This window comes from Atopomonas sediminilitoris (genome assembly GCF_022601735.1).
Lineage (GTDB): Bacteria > Pseudomonadota > Gammaproteobacteria > Pseudomonadales > Pseudomonadaceae > Atopomonas > Atopomonas sediminilitoris.
Genome location: NZ_JAKUMM010000012.1, coordinates 1 through 18124 on the forward strand (window position 1 = coordinate 1; position 18124 = coordinate 18124).

Below are 18124 nucleotides of genomic sequence, written 5' to 3' on the forward strand. Positions count from 1 at the left end.
GAGTACAGGTCGATCATGACGGCCAGATACAGCCAGCCTTCATCGGTATGCAGGTAGGTGATATCGCCGACCCATTTCTGATTCGGCTGAGCGGCATGGAAGTTCTGCTTGAGCAGGTTGTCCGCCACTGGCAGGGAGTGGTTCGAATTTGTGGTGGCCTTGAATTTCTTGGCCGCTTTGGCACGTAAGCCCTGACGCCGCATTGAAGCAGCGACGTTCTTACGATTGCACGGCCAGCCACCAGCTCTTACGTCGAGATAGAGCCGTGGCGATCCGCTACGACCTTTGCGCGCGCTAAAAGCCTTGGCTACGCAATCATCCAGAGCGGCCCGTTGTTGCTGACGTGCTGAAGGCTTGCCCAAGTGCCATGCGTAATAGCCGCTACGCGCTACGCCCATCACGCAGCGCATGGCTTTCACGCTAAAAGAGGCCGCGTTGTTGCGCATAAAGGCGTACTTCACTTGAGGCTCTTGGCAAAGTACGCCGCGGCCTTTTTTACGATGGCCAGCTCTTCGGCTTGTTCAGCGATCTGGCGTTTGAGTCGAGCGTTTTCCTCGGCCAGCGACTGCTCGCGGTCAGTACTGTTGAGGGTGTGCTGTTGCTTGGTTCTCCAGCCATAGAGCTGCGAGGCATGCAGCCCCAGCTGTGAGGCGGCTTTACTGACGCCGATGCGGGCAGCCAAGGCTAGCGCCTCATCCTTGTAGGCTTGTGAGTGACGGGTGTGGGGCTTCTTCGTTTTTGTCGATTGCTTTGTCATGGTGGACCTCGTTGCAGTTTATCGCTTAACGAGGTGTCCACTGGAACGGGGCAAGATCATTAACAGCGTGTCCACTAAAGCTGGGCAAGATCATCACGCGGCTGCACCGTGTGATAGCGCTGCGAGACCACCGACAGCGGGGCTTTGGTATCCGAGCGGTAAAGCACCTTCTGCTCAGCAAAGGAATGAATGCTGCCCAAGTGCCCGACGGCATCAGCCTTAAAATGCACAGGGCTTTCGAGGATCTGCCAATCCATACCGGCTTCACGCTGCCAGATTTCGATCGGCTGTTTGCGAGTGAGTTGATTGCCCAAGCCGTGCCAAGGGGTAGCGCCAGCGTAGGCCATGGTTTCGACAAGATGTGCCATGAGAGTAATTCCTTAAGGTGCACGCCGGCATACAGCGCTGCGTTAAGCGCAGCACCGGCAAATGAATGAAGTGAATAAGTGAGAAGCGCCGATCAGGTCGGCAAGTTGAAGCGGTTGCCGCAAATCAGGCAGAGATTGTTTGCGAGCACGTGGCGGTCGAGCGATTCACCGAGCTGTGCGCCCAGCGCACAACCGCCAACGCCACCGGCTAAACCACCGAGAATGGCGCCCGACAGCGAGCCCAGCGTGACGCCAATAGGGCCGGCGATCGCACCAATAGTCGCACCGGCCTTACCGCCCGCCAGCGCAGCGCTAACGCCACGCGCAGCACCACCAACGGTGCCAACGGCCGCGCCAACCTTCATGGCGTGATGGAAAGAAGCAACTTTGGGTGAGTGGCAACGCGGACATTGCAATGACATAAGAAAACCTCCTTGGGGTGATGTCAGGGCAGTGATATGTGGCTGAGATTTTTTTGAATGGCATGAAAGAGTCGCGACAACACGCGCTATTTGTAGCTGCCTTGATGACAATCATGCTGGTCAAGTTAATGGCGCAACTTTTTGCGCAGCATCACAAAGTGTGAGTTTTTTGGCGTTTTTGCTTTATCTCGTCACGCCATCTGAGCAGAATTTCGCCGCTTTTGTTTAGGCCCCGAGTGAATCGGTGTCTGGTATGGAATTCTTGGAGTGCCAAGGAATGGTTGTTGTCCCGTCACGCGCCCGTGCGCCTGTCTTTCTGCTCGCCTGCCTGTTGAGTGCGTCCGCTTTGGCGGCGCAGCCGGGCACGCAAACCCTGCCCGGTGATCGCGATTTACAGCGCGAACGTCAGCAGCGTTTGCTCGATGAGCAGCAAAAACGTCTGCAAGAGTTGCAGCAGCTGCCCGGTAACGCGGCACAGCCCGCGCAACCGGCGGTCGACCCCGACGCGCCGTGCATGACCATTCAACGCGTCGAGCTGCTCGGCGCCACGCTACTGAGCGCCACCCAGCAAGCGCGCTTGGTCGAGCCTTGGCAAGGCCGCTGCCTGAGCGCCAATGACCTTAACGAGCTGCTTAAAGCCGTCACCCAGATTTATTTGGATGCCGGCTACGTGACCACGCGCGCCTACTTGCCGCAGCAAGACTTGAACGACGGCACCCTGCAAGTGCAGGTGGTGGAAGGGCGTATCGAAGGCCTGCTCAGTCCCGAGGATCACCCCAGTGCTCGTGAACTGGCGATGACCTTCCCCGGCGAAATCGGCAGCGTGCTCAACCTGCGCGAGCTGGAACAAATGATCGACCAGCTGGGCCGCCTGCCTTCGCGCGCCGCGCAGCTTGAGCTGGTGCCCGGTGAACAGGTTGGCGGTAGCCGGGTGCAGGTCAAAGGTACGCCGAGCAAGCCTTGGCGTGTGTCGCTGGCGCGGCATAACGATGGTCAGCTGAGCACCGGCGAGCAGCAAATGGGCGCCGGCTTAGATTGGGACAGCCCACTGGGCTTGGCCGATCAGCTCAGCCTGCGCCTAGGCCACGATGTGGTCAGCGACAGCTTCCGTCATTCGCACAACGAGAGCCTCTACTACAGCCTGCCCTACGGCTGGTGGACCTTCTCGTACAGCTACAGCCAGAGTTACTACCGCACGCAAAATGAGGCCAACGGCTTCGCCTTTATGCTCGATGGCGACAGCAAAACGCACCAGCTAAGCGCCGAGCGCCTGTTGCACCGCGATAACGTCAGCAAGACCTCGCTGACTCTGGGCGCTAGTCATCTGCGTACTCGCAATTACCTCGAAGAGTCCTTAATCGATGTGTCCAGCCAGCGCTTAAGCGAAGCGCAGCTGGGGCTTAACCACGGCCGCCGAGTCGGCTCTGCGTTCGTCAACTTGGATGCCGGTTGGCAGCGCGGTGTGGGCTGGTTCGATGCGCAAGAGAGTGGCAACCCGCGCGGCGGGCAGCCGGTGGCGCGTTACAACAAGTACACCCTCACGCTCAGCTATTTGCAGCCGTTCAGCCTGTGGGGCGAGTCGTTCAGCTTCGACAGCCTAGCCAGCGGCCAGCGCAGCGAAGACGTGCTGTTCAGTCCGCAGCGTTTAAGCGTGGGCGGGCAAAGCTCGGTGCGTGGCTTTAAAGAGCAATCGCTGTCCGGCGATAGCGGCGCGTATTGGCGCAATCAACTGCGCTGGCGCCGCCCGGTGACTTGGGCGCCGCTGCAGCCGGTGTTTAGCGAGCTGAGCCTAGGGTTCGCCTACGACGTGGGGGTTATCCACGGTGGGCGCTACAACCCCGAGCAGCGCGGCCGTCTCAGCGGTAATGCCATCGAACTGTCTGCCCGTGGCCAGCATGTGGCCGCCAGCGTGAGCTTCGCCCGCTCGCTGGAGCGCCCCGACGCCATCGAGCGTCAGGAGCATCCGCTGTATTTCCGCCTCGATTTATTTTTCTGATTTTTCGCCCTTGAGATAGCCGCAAGGCAAGGACACGCCCATGGACGCCTACAGCCCGATCAACCGCGCCATCGCTCGTTTGCTGATCGTTGTCATGACCTTCGACCCGCTGGTGTCTGTTGCCGCAGAGATCACCGTCGATAACAGTGCCGGTGGTAACACCGCGCTCGGCAACGCCGGCAACGGCGTGCCGCTGGTCAATATTGCCACCCCCAACGGCAACGGCCTGTCGCACAACCGCTTTGGCGAGTTCAACGTGGGCAGCCAAGGGCTGATCCTCAACAACGCCACCGACAAGCTGCAAAGCACCCAGCTTGGTGGCTATGTGCTGGGCAACCCCAACCTCAAAGGCAACGCCGCCAACCTGATTCTTAACGAGGTCAACGGCGGCAACCCCAGCCAGCTCAAGGGCTATACCGAAGTGGCGGGTAAGTCGGCTGCGGTGGTCATCGCCAACCCGCACGGCATTGCCTGTGATGGCTGCGGTTTTATCAACACCCCGCGCGTCACCTTAAGCACCGGCAAACCGCAGATCGAAGCGGGCCGCCTGACCGGCTATGACGTCGATGGCGGCAGCATCGCCGTGCAAGGCGCCGGGCTTAACGCCAGCAATGTCAGCCAGTTCGACCTGATCACCCGCAGCGCCGAAATCAACGCCGATATCCACGCTCAGCAGCTCAACATCATCGCCGGGCGCAATCGGGTTGATGCCAACAGCTTGCAAGCCATACAAAAAGCCAGCGACGGCAACGCCCCCGCCTTGGCCATCGACAGCTCGGCGCTGGGCGGTATGTACGCCGGGGCCATCCGCTTAGTCGGCACCGAGGCCGGCGTGGGGGTCAAATTGGCCGGTGATATGGCGGCCAGTGCGGGTGATATCCAGATTGATGCGAAAGGGCAGTTGCGTCTTTCGCAAGTGGCCGCCAATCGTGACATTAAACTCAAGGCGCAGGACATTAATCTGGACGGTAAGGCTTATGCCGGGCGCAGTGTCGATGCCCAGGCCGCGCAGACGCTGAGCTTGGTTCAGGGTAAGAGTCTTGCGGCGCGCGAACGCATCGATCTAACGGGCGGGCAACTGATTAACCAAGGGCTTATCGAAGCCGGCGTGAATGGCGATAACACACGCAATCAGGTTGGTGACGTGCAGCTTAGTGGTGACAGCTTGCGCAACGACGGCAAGGTACTGGCTAGTCGTGATCTCGGCGTTACCGTTAACCGCGTGCTGGATAACCGTGCAGGCGCCCTCAGCAGCAAGGCGAATACCCGCATCACTGCTTCAACGGTTAACAACAGTGACGAGGGCTTAGTGCTATCCACTGGCAACGTTGCCGTCGAGACCGCTGAGCTAGACAACCGCGCTGGTCTAATCGCCAGCGCTCAAGAGTTGAAAATCAATGCCCGTACTGCGCTGAACAATCAGGGTGGGGAAATATCCAGCGAGGCTGCAGCCATTGTCGTTGCTGGAGAAAAGATCGACAACCGCGCGGGCCTCATCACTGCCGATTCTTCTCTGCGAGTGACCACCAAAGCCTTGGATAACCGCGCCGAAGGCACGCTGAGCAGTAGAGGCAGCCTAACTGTGCGTGACGCTGCTGTGGATAACCAGGGTGGCAGCATAGTCGCTACGCAACGCCTAGAGCTTGCCGGCAAAAGCCTAGATAACCGTGGTGGTGCCGTTAGCGGTAAGACTGATGCCTTCATCGAAGTGGCCGATGTGCTGGATAACCGTGGTTCGGGCAGTGTGCTTACCGACGGCCAACTCAAGCTCGTCGCTGGCGAGCTGCGCAACGGCAGCGGTGGTCAGCTGGCCGCTAAGGGTGACGTTACGGTTCGTGCCGGTAGCCTGAGCCAACAAGGCGGTGAATTGCTCAGCCAGCGGCGACTGACTATCGCGGCTGATCAAGTGGATAACCGTAATGGTGGTCTGATTGCTGCCACACAGGGCGTGGACGTTAACGTCAGTCAGTCGCTGCTCAACAGTGGTGGAGAAATCTCCACCCAAGGGCAAGCCAACCTGCTTGTTCAATCCTCTGTGGGGCAACCGGCCGCGCTGCTGGATAACAGTAATGGTGGCTTGATTGTTGGCGACCAAGGGCTGCTACTCACGGTGCAGCGCCTGCTTAATCACGCCAAAGGCATGCTCTCCGGCCGCGATCGCCTTGTGATGAGCGGTGAAAGTCTTGATAACTCAAATGATGGGACGCTGAGTAGCCGCGAAGCGCTCAGCATTGAATTGACTGGGGCTTTGCACAACCAAGCTGGGGGTGCGCTGGTTAGCGGCGGCAACCTAGCAGTGAATGCGGCCAGCTTAGACAACAGCGCGACAGGTTTGCTGTCTGCTGCCGGCAATTTGATACTTAACCGCGCAGCCCTGAACAACCAAGGCGGCAAGCTGGTCAGCGACGGCCAGCTAACCGTCACCAACACCAGCCTGGACAACAGCAAGGGCGGCACTATTAGCGCTAAGCAGGCGCTGTCTATCGGTACCGGCGAGCTGAACAACCACACTGAGGGGCTCATCACTAGCGGCGCAGGCTTGCAAGTCACCGCAGGCCAAATCAATAACCATACGCGGGGCGCTATCCAGTCGCAGGGGCAAGCGCAGGTTACCGCCGCGGGCCTCGATCAACACACTGCTGGTACGCTGAGCAGCGCAGCAACACTGAATCTCGACCTACAAGGCGGCGTTCTTAATAACCGTGACAAGGGCTTGCTCGCCACGCCCGGTGCACTGCTTCTTAGCAATCTCGGCCGGGTCGACAATAGCGCTGGCGGCGAGATTTCTAGCGCGCAGAGCTTCCTGCTTAAAACTACTCAGCTAGACAACAGTGGTGGCCGCATCATCAGCGGGCAGGAACTGCAGTTGCAGGTCACCGAGAAGCTGCTGAACAACCTTAAAGGAGCGCTGTCTGCTGCCAAGCTTAAGGTCGTGGCGAACAGTCTAGATAACTCTGGCGCCGGCGTGCTGGTCAGCAAGGGCGACCTGAGTGTCACCCTCGGCGGCAAACTCAACAACCATGACCAAGGCTTGATTTCAGCCGGTCAGGCACTGACCGTTGTCAGTGGCTCGGTGGATAACTCACAGCAAGGGTTGCTGGCCAGCAATGGCGTTCTGCAACTTACCACTGGCGCGGCGAACAATCAGGGCGGCACCTTGGCCAGTCAGGCCACGCTGACGGCCACTACCGCCGACCTCGATAATCGTGGTGGGGTTATTAGCAGCCAGCAAGCGCAAACCTTAAGCGCCGCTGCGGTGAATAACCGTGATCAAGGCCTGATCACCAGCGCAGCTGACTTGACCATTAACGCCGCCAGCCTGGATTCCAGCAATGCCGGTGAGCTGTCAGCTAAAGGTGATCTGCGTCTGACCATCGCCCGCCTGATTCAAAAGCAGGGCCGCCTGATTGGCGAAGCCGGTGTACGCATCGACCTGCAAGGCGGCGATCTCGATAACCAAGGCGGCCTGCTCAGCGCCAAGGGCCCGCTAACCCTAGAAAACCTCGCCAAGTTAGATAACCGCGGCGGCGAACTCTCTAGCAGTCAGGGCTATAGCTTGCTGGCCAAAGAAGTCGACAATGGCGACCAAGGCAAGCTGATCAGCGCTGGTAGTCTCGACCTCGATGTGGGCAGCGGTAAGCTGCGTAACTCGGGCGGCGGGCTGATTTCTGGCTGGCAAGGGCTGAAAGTTAAAGGTGGCAGCCTAGACAACAGCGGCTTGGGCACCCTGTCCAGTCGTGACGGTAACCTCAAGGTTGAACTGAGTGGCGCACTGAACAACAGCGGCGAGGGCGCGCTGGTCAGTCAGGGCAAGCTGACGGTCGATGCGGCCAGCCTGAACAATAGCACCAAGGGTATCCTCTCCAGCGCTGGTGACCTTGGCATAACCCTAACCGGCACACTCAATAACTCCGCTGGCCTGATCGATAGCCAGAGTGCACTCACCGCCAAGGCTGGTGCAGTGGACAACCGCGCAGGGCAAATCGGTAGCGAGAACGCTGCCTCCATAACCGCAGCCAGCCTAGACAACAGTGCAGGCCAGTTGTCTAGTAATGCCGCATTTGCGCTCACGTTGGTTGGTGACTTGCTCAATAGGCAGAAGGCCAAACTGGCCAGTGCTGGCCCTTTAGTGCTGAAGGCCAAGACCATTGATAACCAAGGCGGCAGCCTCATCAGTCAGAGTTTGCTGCAACTGACTGCGACTAGCCTTAATAACTCCTCAGGCGGCACCCTAGCTGCGCGCAACGCCTTAAATATAGGCGTGGATGGTGCCTTGATTAACAGCGCCGACGGCTTAATTCACAGCCAGTTGGGTGCCATTGACCTGCGTGCACAGAGCCTGAGTAACAACAGCGGTACGTTGAGTGCTCAGCACAATCTGACGGTTAACCTGGGTGACGAACTAGTCAATCAGAGTGGTCGTATCGAGAGTCTGAGCGGCAATGTCGACCTGCAAAAGTCCAGCAGCGTGGACAACAGCGGCGGTGTGCTTAGTAGCCTCAAGGGTTGGCTGAAAGTGGTGAGCCGTGGGTTGTTCGACAACGATACCGGCACCACCCAGGCGCAAGCCCTGACGGTCAACGCCAAGGGTCTCAATAACCGTGGCGGTCATCTTTCTGCCTTGGTTGGTGACACTACGATTGATCTCGGCGCTGCTTCGCTCAACAATCAAGGCGGCGGTCTCTATGCTCAGCAATCGCTGCAGGTGATCGCAGGTGACTTCAACAACCAAGGTGCTGCTCAAGGGCAGGGCGGCAAGGTGGCTGCTCAGCGCATTGATTTTGGCTTGGCCGGCGCTTTACGCAACAGCTTCGGCATTCTGGAAAGCAGCAGTGACTTGAGCCTCAATGCCGGTAGCATCGACAACCAGCATGGCCGCCTACGTGCACTGGGTGCCAGCGGCATCACCCAGATCGACGGCGGCTTTCTAGATAATCGCAACGGCACTATTGAAACCGCCAACGCTGACTTGGCGCTGAATGTCGCGAGCCTGCAGAGCAGTGGCGGCCGCATTTTGCACACTGGCAGCGGCAGCTTCGGTCTCAGCGCTGCACAGGTGATGGGCGCTGGCGGTGATCTTGGTACCAATGGTTTGCTCAGTCTCAGTGCCGATAGCTGGACTAACAGCGGCGTGCTGCAAGCAGGCCGGCTGGTGCTGAATATCGGAAACTTCACCCAGACTGCCAGTGGCCAGCTGCTGGTGGGGCAGTCACTGACCGGCACCGGTGGTACTTGGATTAACCACGGCCTGTTGGCCAGTGACGGCATCCTTGATCTGAACCTGACCGGTGCTTACAGCGGCAACGGCCAGCTCACTAGCCTTGGCGACCTGAGCCTGAAAGCGGCCAGTGTCGATCTCAGCAGCAGTGCGCGTATTGCAGGTGGTGATCAGACGTTGGTTAGTGCCAATGGTTTACTGAACAACCAAGGAAAAGTGACCTCGGCAGGCGATCTCAAGGTTATTGCGAGCACGCTTCATAACTACGGCACGCTTGGTAGCGCGCAGAAGCTAAGTTTGCATGCCCCAACGCTGCTCAATGAGCGCAGCTTGGTTTTCAGCGGCTCGGATATGGCGTTGCATGTAAATGATTTCACTAACCGTTATGCGGATGTCTTCAGCTTAGGTGACTTGAGTATTGATCGTGATGGTCAAGGTGGCTTGGCCAACAGCATTATTAACAGCTCCGCTTCGCTCCAGAGCGACGGCAGCATACGTCTAGCTGCAAGCACGATTCAGAACGTTCGAACGCTGCTTAATACAAATAATCAAGGCATCTATACGGCTAAGATTTACGAAGTTGCATGTATAGAAGGTGTCAATGCAGGTGATTGTAAAGGGGGAAAGAGGAACCGCATCTGGGAGATTCTTCAGCGCGACAAGCTCGAAGTCACTGAGGCGAGCAGTGCATCCAGTATTACCGCTGGCGGAGACCTAAGTCTTACAGGCGGCACCCTGCTCAATCAGAGCAGTACCATTGCCACTGGCGGTAGCTTGCAGGGTAGGCTCACGAGTCTCACTAACAGCGGCATTGAGACAGGTGAGACCGAGACCGTTCGTGTGTTTCGCACCCCCCGTACCAGAAATCCAAGCTACTGGTTCAGCGCGTCTAGTGACTTTACCCGTAAGTACTGGCATCAGAGCAGCGGTTATAACCCCAATAACTTAGGCGGCTTGGCGGCTGATATGAGCCGTTTTATCGCCAGTACTGAAACTGAGCTCCCTCAGTTTGGCCGGATACAAACGTTAGCTGCCGGTGACCAGCGTTACGCGGCAATTATCCAAGCGGCAGGCACCGTCGATATCAGCACCCAGAACAACTTCGATATCCGCGTTGTGCGTCCCTCCTATACCTATATTTCTGGTGGTCAGAAGGTTGGCAATAGCAAGGTTGACGGTTCAGGGCTCAGCACCTCAATTAGCCTTAATGCGCAGTTGCCACCGGACCTGCGCCAACAGCAAGTCAATCCGTTGAGTCTGCCCAGCTTTAGCTTGCCCCAAGGCCAGAACGGCTTATTCCGCCTTAATGCGCAAGCCGCTCAAGGCGTTTCAGCCAGCAATACGCAAGCAGCCACAAACGGCAATACTCTGTCGTTCAGTGCTGTGACAGTTGGTGCAGGCCCCGTCGCGCAGGGCTCAGCAATCGCTGTGGGCAGAACATGGCAGCTACAAGATGGAATCAGCCCTGGGAGCGCTCCTTTCGATACTGCATCAATCCTATTACCCACTGTCCAGGGGCTGCCCAGCAGTCAGCAGCCCAGTCGCAGTCATCGCTATCTGATCGAAACCAATCCGGAGCTAACCAACCTTAAGCAATTCCTTGGCTCCGACTACATGCTCGGCCATCTCGGCTATACCCCGGATAACGCTCAGAAGCGTCTAGGCGACGGCCTTTACGAGCAGCGTCTGATTCGTGAAGCCATTGTTGCCCGCACCGGTCAGCGCTTCCTCGCAGGTTTGACCAGTGACGAGGCCATGTTTCGCCACCTGATGGACAATGCCATCGCCAGTAAACAAGCGCTCCAGCTGGCAGTAGGCGTCACCCTCACGGCAGAGCAGGTTGCCGCTCTGACGCACGACATCGTTTGGCTTGAAGAGTACGAAGTCAACGGTGAGAAAGTCTTAGTACCTGTGCTTTATTTGGCGCAAGCAGAAGGGCGACTGGCGCCCAATGGTGCTCTCATCCAAGGGCGCGATGTTAAGTTGGTCTCCGGTGGCGAGCTGAACAATCAAGGCACTTTGCGGGCTAGCCGCAACCTAGATATCAGTGCAGGCAATATCAATAACGCCGGGCTGATGCAGGCCAATGAGCGCTTGTCTTTGCTGGCCACGGACAGCATTCACAACAATCGCGGCGGCATCATTGCAGGGCGTGATGTTAGCGCCATTGCGTTGACTGGCGACATTCTTAACGAGCGCAGTGTAACTACCCATGAAGCTGCACAAAGGGGCTATACCCATCGTGGAGATTTTGTCGACAACGCAGCTCGTATCGAAGCGGCGAATGACCTGACACTGGCTGCTGGTCGCGATCTCCAAAACATAGGCGGGGTCTTACAGGCCGGACGCGATATCAACCTTGAGGCTGGTCGCGATCTCATGATCGTTTCTGCTCGTGAGCACGACTTAACCGCGCGTCAGGCACGCAAGAGCAGTAGTCGGATCGAACGGGTGACGCAGTATGCCTCTGAGGTTAGCGCAGGACGTGATGTGGCTCTCTCGGCTGAGCGCGATCTGGCTGTGATCGCAAGCCGGGTAAACGCCACCCAGGACCTGAGCTTAGCAGCCGGCGGTGATGTGTTGATTAGCTCCGCTGCCAACGAAAGCCACGACGAGTACCATCGTCGTGGCGGTGGTAAGCGGGTTGATATCGAGCGCAGTCAAGTGACACAACAGGGGGCCGAATTGAGCGCCGGTGGCGATCTGTTAATGAGCGCTAAAGGCGATATGGCCCTAGTTGCCAGCCAGCTTAAAGCTGATGACGAAGCCTACCTCTACGCCGGTGGCGAGCTCGCTCTGCTGGCCGGGCAAGACTCGTCCTACAGCCTCTACGACATGAAGAAAAAAGGCTCGTGGGGCAGCAAAAAGAGTCAGCGCGACGAAGTCACCAAAGTCACCAACGTCGGCAGCCAAATCATCACCGGCGGCGACCTGACCTTGGTCAGCGAAGGCGACCAAACCTACCAAGCCGCGCGCTTAGAAAGTGGCAACGACCTCACCCTGCAAAGCGGCGGTGCGATCACCTTCGAAGGGGTCAAAGACCTCGAACAAGAGAGCCACGAAAAGAGCAAGAGCAGCTGGGCCTGGAACTCGATGAAGGGCAAGGGCAACACCGACGAAACCCTGCGCCAGAGCCAGCTTGTTGCCCAAGGCGACATCGTGATTCAGGCCGTCGAAGGCCTGCAGATCGACATCAAAGAGGTTAACCAGCAAACCGTTAGCCAAACCATCAACGCCATGGTCAGCGCCGACCCCGATCTGGCTTGGCTCAAAGACATGCAACAACGCGGCGACGTGGACTGGCGCCGGGTCAAAGAGATTCACGACTCGTATAAGTACAGCCATTCGGGGTTGGGTGGGCCGGCGATGATGATTATTGCCATTATCGTTGCTTACTTGACGGCGGGGGCTGCGAGTGGGTTGGTGGCGAGTACTGCAACCACAGCTGGCGCCTCTACAGCTGCCACCGCTGCGAGTGGTGCTTGGGCAGCAGGCACAGGTGCTTCGCTCACCGGTATTGGCTGGGCTAATGCTGCGGTGACAGCCGGCTTAACCGGCATGGCGGGCAATGCGGCGGTTAGTACTATTAACAACCGTGGCAACTTAGGAGCGGTCCTTAAGGATGTCACCTCGAAAGAGGCAATGCGCGGTTACGTGGTATCGGGCGTTACGGCGGGTTTAACCACAGGGGTGTTCAACGAGTTAACCGGCACGACGAGCACCCAGGGCAACCCAGCGGTAGCCAATAGCGGCAAAACAGTGCCCGCAGGCGGCTTGTCGAGTTTAGAAGGCGTTGGTCGCTTTGCGGGCAATCAACTTCTGCAAAACGGCACATCAACCGTGCTTGATCGGGCGTTGGGTGGTGACAGCACGCTCAGTGATGCTTTGCGTAGCAGTCTTGCCAACACCTTTGCTGCGGCTGGCTTTAACTGGGTGGGCGACCAAACGGCACCGGGCGAGTGGGATATTAAAGACGGCAGCCTTGGCAAAATTGGCTTGCATGCTGTTATGGGCGGCTTGGCGGCAGAGGCCGCAGGCGGCGACTTCAAAACGGGTGCACTGGCAGCCGGTGTCAATGAGGCATTAGTAGGTGCTTTGTCGGCACAGTACGAGAAGCTTGGGGTTGAGGATAAGAAAAGCCTGTTGGTGATGAACTCGCAGGTGATCGGGGTGTTGACCGCCGCAGCGCAAGGCGGGGATGAGAAGGCGCTGCAGACGGGGAGTTGGGTGGCTTCAACGGCGACGAGTTACAACTACCTAGATCACTCAGATGCTCGTGATTTCGCTAAGGAAATGGAAATCTGCAAGAGTGAAGCTGACTGCCGAGTGGCATGGAAGCAAGGGGGCTATGATGAAATCAGCCTTGAGAATCTGGACGGGGCATTAAAAGTTGGTGGTGTTGCCTTTGCTCGCTGGAAGATGGGGGATATTGCTGCTGGTTTAGACGTTTTAACCAAGTTAAATTGCACAACCAGTTTTTGTGAAACGCAAAAGCTGACATTGATGGAAAGGGCTTTCGATGCTTATGAGAGAGCTAGCTTTGTAGCAGGGGAGTTTGAGCCAGTACTGTCTATGCTAAGCATGGCCGCCGGCATGGGACGCTTGCCGGGGCGGGCGCCAGGCAGTGTGGTGGCAGTAGGCTCTGCTTCGGTACAGAGGGCTGTAGATTACTTTAAGAGTGCTAAAGCTGTTGGTGCAAAAGAGACAGTAACTGTTGCAGGTGAGGCAACAAGTGTTAATGCCCAAGCCGCTCTAAGGGCGAAGCTCTCTGGATTGCAAAAAGCTCAGCAGACTGCGGCTGTTACAAAAACTTTACCGGATGGACGTGTGCGCTATTACACGCAGGAAGTACCTGCTCGAACTGAAGGTGCTACGCGCGGCGCATCATTTGTGACAGAGCATAACCCTCAAACTGGTCAAACCAGGCAGTGGATGGAAAGTTATGATCAGTCTGGGACTGTGATTCGCGTTCACCCAAAAAGTATTAATGGGCAGCCAGTGAGTGCTCAGCATTACCCTCCAACTGGAGCGGAATTGGAGAGCTGGAAATGACGTATTCAGCGAAAGAGATGGCTGCCGAACTCGAGAAAGAAGTTATTGGTGGCTATGATATTTCTAAAATATCAAAAGCTGCTTTCAGGATTTATCAAGATCATGGTCTTGAGATATCTGAAGCTATGGATCGTAAACTGCTGGCTCTGATGGCAATGGACGAAGGGCCTGAGTTTGAAATGACTGAGGCTGAATTTTTAGAAACTATCGCTGAAATCAAAGCTATGTAGATGGTCCAAAAGGAACAGGTGGGGCGGTAGATAATGTTGCGTCTTCAGGGGGGGCTGTCAGGCCTACGCCCAAACAGTCCGAGATTGATGTAGGGACTGAGCTTGGCTCAGGTGCCCGCCCTCAAGTCAGCTACAAAAATGGTCAAGAGGTTCCCTACGGTACGGCAGGTAGCGTGCGCCCAGATTGGTGCATTGGCAGCGTGTGTAGTGTTGAGGTGAAAAACTACAAAATCGCTACCAACCAACAAGGGCTGATCAATAATGTCTCAAAACAAGCGCTGCAGCGTGCGGAGAATCTGCCTCAAGGTATGCAGCAGCAAGTGGTTATTGATATTCGTGGTCAAGTTGTCACCGATGCACAGAAAAACGCAGTAATTAAAGGCGTTGTGCAGAAATCAAAAGGTGCACTTACCCCTACTGATATAAGGTTTAAATCTGAATGAGGAAGATTGGGTTTGATGGCGGCCACACGGTATACGAATTAGGTCCGGTGTCGGATGTTGTGTTGTTCTTTGAGTGCCTCAATTCCTTTGTTGTAAGTCAATATCCAGATCAAGATTGGAGTTTGCTAACAGATCGACTCTATAGGCGCTATTTGCGGCGAGATGAACTGGAGCGCTCTTTCGCACTGATGGAGAGGGCGAGAAGCATATTTTCCATGATGCCAAGCGCTTCTGTTGAGTGGGATGAGAGCTTGCAGGCTGACCGTGATAAAACATGGCTGGACTCAAGACAGGATACCCTCGGAACTATTTTTTCTAGGTATTTTGACCTGTTTTCAAAGGCGAAGGATTCGGCTGTTTCATTCTTGGACGAATTTGGGATTTATCAGCCGGTCAGAGTGCTCGTTTCTGATATGCCTGCTTTAATTGTCGAGAAGAAAAGGCCTTTAAATGAATACGATGCACTTGGCTTGAGTGATTTGCCGTTTTGGCTTCGTTGAAACATCGCGCTGGTTGTACAGTGGCGATATTCCCCCAACACCGGCCTCGCGCCGGTGTTGTTTTATCCGCAAAAAAGGGGACAGATTTATTTTTGCCAGTTGGTTGCTGGACTAAGCCCTGTAGGGCGGGTCATTTGACCCTACGATGCGGAAAAAGGGGACAGATTTATTTTTGCCAGTTGGTTGCTGGACTAAGCTGAAGGCCTCAATGGAAGGAGGTTTTTATGCCAAGGGTGGGTGTACAGATACAGTATTCACCTGACACCGGCCCCGCGCCGGTGTTGTTTTATGCCGCCTCAGAATCGTCTGTTTTTGGCCGCTTGGCCAGCCCTTCCAAGAACATCGTGAGCGGTGTTCTGCCTTCCATCATTCGGCCTTGATGAGCTCGCTCTTGGTTGTAGTAGCGCAGGTATTCGTCGAGGTCGGTTTGCATCTGCTCGACGCTCTCGTACCACGTGGTACGCCCCTTCACGCGGAAGTGTTCATCCAGCAAGGTGCGATGTAGACGTTCGATAAAGCCATTGCTTTGCGGGCGACGAACTCGGGTGGTCCGATGCTCGATGCCCTCCAGTTGCAGGAACAGCTCATACGGATGGTGATCAGGACGGCCGCAGAACTCTCGACCGTTATCCGAGAGGATGGTATCGATCTGCGCGCTTTGCTCCTCGAAGAACGGCAGCACCGACTCGTTCAGTGCATGCACTGCCGTCACGGGCAGTTTGCTGGTGTAGAGGCGGCCCCAGGCATAGCGGCTATAGCAGTCCAAGACGCTTTGTAGATAAACCTTGCCGACACCTTTCAGATGCCCGACGAAGAAGGTGTCCACAGCCACCAACTCTCCGGTGTAGTGCACTTCGATCTGCCGCTCGCGGAACTCTGGACTGAAGCGTTCCAGCAGGCGAATCTGCTCATCGGATAGCTCAATGTCACGTTCACGCTGACTGATTTCTAAGCGCAGCAGGCGGTCATGTTTCGACAGTAAGTTGTGACGACTCCAGACGCCCCGCACACCGCCGGAGCTAACGGTAATGCCGCGAAGCGCCAGCTCCTGCGCGACCCTTAGCGCGCCGTGCGTGGGGAAATCCATGCAGTAGTCGAGGATGGCTTGCTCAATGTCGGCCGGTAAGCGATTGGGATGGGGACCTTTGCAACCGGGCAGCTTGTCGAGCAGCCCAGATGCGCCATAGGTCTGGTAGTTGCGGCGTATTTCGTAGAACTGTTGGCGGCTGTAGCCCATCACTTGGCAGGCTTTGCTGACGTTGTGCAGCTCTTTGGCAAGCTCAAGCAGGCTCAGTTTGCGGCGTGCTACTTTCTCGTTGGTGGTCATGCGGTTCATCTCCAGCTACAGATCGGTAGGGGTACCAATCTTGTTAGCCGGTGCGGGGCCGTATGACCACTCCCTTAGCGGTCAACTGTCAGGTGAATACCATCTCCATACACCGCTTACCGAAATATGATCCGCTAGACCGGCTAATGGGTGTCCCCTTTTTTGCTTTTTTGGATACGCTCCAGCGCGTCCATCACCAGCAGGCGTAGTTTCTTGTCGAACAGGTACAGCTCGACGGCATCTCCGAACTGGGTATCGGCTTCGAACTGATCGGTGCGCACGGAGCGAATGGCGTTGCTTGCCGGGTCTTGCTCCAGCTGGAACACCCGGAATGGATACCAGTAAAACTAATGGGGTCGGAGTGAATTAATTTTGATCAGCTAAGCTGGTTGATCAATAAACCACTCCACCCCTTTAACAGGGTGAGTGTCAACGAGGACACTGCAATGACATGGGAGAAACCTCCTTGGGTTGATGTCTGGGCAGTGATATGTGGCTGAGATTTTTTGGATTCGGTTGCGAAACAGGGTAGAACCCCGCCGGTGTCTTCAAAGCAGGCTTGGCGACATTAGACTGCGAAGCCTTTAGGCTAGGGTTGGTGCTTAACCAGCTGCTCGGCAGAAATGGGCATGGTCAGCACTGGACCTTTTTTTACGGATAACCGGATTGAAATAATGGCGCATGTTCAGTACCAACCCCCTTTTACTCTGAACGGAAGCATACTCTCGTTGGTCACTGAAATTGCGCAGAGCGTCGGCCGTCTAAGTGCACAGCCGGAGCATGCACACGCTTTGCGTTTGCGTCGGATCAATCGCATTAGAACGGTGCAGGGCTCTTTGGCGATTGAGGGTAATACGCTCAGCGAAGAGCAAATTACGGCGATTCTTGACGGTAAGCGCATCATCGCGCCACCTAAAGACGTGCAGGAGGCGCGGAATGCGCTGGCGGTTTACGAACAGTTAGAGACTTGGCACCCAGCAAGCGAGCAGCATCTGCTCAATGCGCATGCGCTGCTGATGAAAGGTCTGATTGACGATGCTGGGTATTATCGCAAGGGCGGCGTAGGCGTAATGAATGGTGATCAGGTGGTGCATATGGCACCGCCGGCCAATCGTGTTAACAAGCTAATGCGCGAGCTGCTGCAGTGGCTGGAACTTACCGATCAGCCTCCATTGATTGCCAGTTGCGTTTTTCACTACGAGTTTGAGTTTATTCATCCCTTTGCAGATGGTAATGGGCGGATGGGACGGTTGTGGCAAACGTTGATATTGAGCCGTTGGCAGCCACTTTTTGCGCATGTGCCGGTGGAAAGTCTGGTGCACGCACATCAGGCCGAGTACTACGCGGCTATTAATAACAGTACCCGGCAAACCGATAGCGCGCCGTTTATTGTCTTTATGTTGAGCATGCTGCGGGATGCAATTAAAAAAGCTACCCCCCAAGTCGAGCCTCAAGTAACCCCCCAAGTCGCTGAGCTTCTCAAGCATGTAGTTGGTGAGGTTAGTCGTGAACAGCTTCAAGCTGCGTTGGGCTTGGCTGATCGCAAATCTTTTCGTCAGCGTTATTTGCGACCGGCACTGGATGCAGGACTGATTGCAATGACACGCCCAGATAAGCCCAATAGCCGTCTTCAGTGTTATTACCTGACGGAACTGGGAGAGCAGACAAGGCAGTAGTGCGCGTTGCTGTGAGCATTTGCCTTAGAGTCAAAGGCCAGGAGGCTGGTGTTGCTAAGGATGGTCTGAAGTAGTCATGTATTTCTGGCTGACTTCAGCCCCTGCAGATTTTGAAAGCGGCGAATCGATCAAAAA

The 18124-nt window shown here is 56.2% G+C and carries 8 protein-coding genes and 3 pseudogenes; 6 read left to right on the plus strand and 5 right to left on the minus strand.

Annotated features, from left to right (window positions below):
* From MKI83_RS16595 to MKI83_RS16605, 3 genes and pseudogenes are all read right to left on the minus strand, one after another.
* Positions 1–757, minus strand: a pseudogene (locus MKI83_RS16595) (IS3 family transposase); the annotation flags it as partial.
* An 86-nt stretch (positions 758–843) separates the two neighbouring features.
* Positions 844–1125: pseudogene (locus MKI83_RS16600) on the minus strand (DUF932 domain-containing protein); the annotation flags it as partial.
* Between the two features lie 92 nt (positions 1126–1217).
* Entirely contained in the window at positions 1218–1547 is a 330-nt protein-coding gene (locus MKI83_RS16605; RefSeq protein ID WP_241588430.1) for a hypothetical protein, read from the minus strand.
* A 277-nt stretch (positions 1548–1824) separates the two neighbouring features.
* Between MKI83_RS16605 and MKI83_RS16610 the strand changes: the two genes are divergently transcribed.
* The 5 genes from MKI83_RS16610 to MKI83_RS16635 all read left to right on the plus strand — a co-directional run bounded on the left by MKI83_RS16610 (position 1825) and on the right by MKI83_RS16635 (position 14986).
* On the plus strand, positions 1825–3543 hold the full coding sequence (locus MKI83_RS16610; protein ID WP_241588431.1) for a ShlB/FhaC/HecB family hemolysin secretion/activation protein: 1719 nt from the start codon (positions 1825–1827) through the stop codon (positions 3541–3543).
* A 40-nt stretch (positions 3544–3583) separates the two neighbouring features.
* Positions 3584–13813 carry a two-partner secretion domain-containing protein gene (locus tag MKI83_RS16935; protein ID WP_272493082.1) on the plus strand — a complete coding sequence of 3410 codons (10230 nt, stop codon included), beginning with the start codon at positions 3584–3586 and terminating at the stop codon, positions 13811–13813.
* A complete protein-coding gene (locus MKI83_RS16625; RefSeq protein ID WP_241588432.1) occupies positions 13810–14043 on the plus strand; it encodes a hypothetical protein in 234 nt (77 codons plus the stop codon). The genes MKI83_RS16935 and MKI83_RS16625 overlap by 4 nt, the downstream gene beginning before the upstream one ends.
* A gap of 215 nt (positions 14044–14258) precedes the next feature.
* Complete coding sequence (locus tag MKI83_RS16630; protein WP_241588433.1) at positions 14259–14486, plus strand: hypothetical protein; 228 nt, start codon at positions 14259–14261, stop codon at positions 14484–14486.
* Positions 14483–14986, plus strand: a complete 504-nt coding sequence (locus tag MKI83_RS16635) for a hypothetical protein (protein ID WP_241588434.1) — start codon at positions 14483–14485, stop codon at positions 14984–14986. Before MKI83_RS16630 ends, MKI83_RS16635 begins: the two co-directional genes overlap by 4 nt.
* A 286-nt stretch (positions 14987–15272) precedes the next feature.
* Here the strand turns inward: MKI83_RS16635 and MKI83_RS16640 are convergent, their stop codons facing one another.
* Together MKI83_RS16640 and MKI83_RS16645 are read right to left on the minus strand one after the other, a co-directional pair.
* Entirely contained in the window at positions 15273–16313 is a 1041-nt protein-coding gene (locus MKI83_RS16640) for an IS481 family transposase (RefSeq protein WP_241588435.1), read from the minus strand.
* A 143-nt stretch (positions 16314–16456) separates the two neighbouring features.
* Positions 16457–16645 (minus strand): annotated as a pseudogene (locus MKI83_RS16645) (Abi family protein); the annotation flags it as partial.
* 297 nt (positions 16646–16942) lie between these two features.
* Between MKI83_RS16645 and MKI83_RS16650 the strand changes: the two are divergent.
* On the plus strand, positions 16943–17989 hold the full coding sequence (locus MKI83_RS16650; protein WP_241588437.1) for a Fic family protein: 1047 nt from the start codon (positions 16943–16945) through the stop codon (positions 17987–17989).
* Positions 17990–18124: the final 135 nt, after the last annotated feature.

Excerpts from the sequence above, each read along its gene's own strand:
- MKI83_RS16640 (WP_241588435.1), bottom strand. The coding sequence starts at position 16,313 with ATGACCACCAACGAGAAAGTAGCACGCCGCAAACTGAGCCTGCTTGAG.
- MKI83_RS16625 (WP_241588432.1), top strand. The coding sequence starts at position 13,810 with ATGACGTATTCAGCGAAAGAGATGGCTGCCGAACTCGAGAAAGAAGTT.
- MKI83_RS16610 (WP_241588431.1), top strand. The coding sequence starts at position 1,825 with ATGGTTGTTGTCCCGTCACGCGCCCGTGCGCCTGTCTTTCTGCTCGCC.
- MKI83_RS16635 (WP_241588434.1), top strand. The coding sequence starts at position 14,483 with ATGAGGAAGATTGGGTTTGATGGCGGCCACACGGTATACGAATTAGGT.
- MKI83_RS16605 (WP_241588430.1), bottom strand. The coding sequence starts at position 1,547 with ATGTCATTGCAATGTCCGCGTTGCCACTCACCCAAAGTTGCTTCTTTC.
- MKI83_RS16935 (WP_272493082.1), top strand. The coding sequence starts at position 3,584 with ATGGACGCCTACAGCCCGATCAACCGCGCCATCGCTCGTTTGCTGATC.
- MKI83_RS16650 (WP_241588437.1), top strand. The coding sequence starts at position 16,943 with ATGGTCAGCACTGGACCTTTTTTTACGGATAACCGGATTGAAATAATG.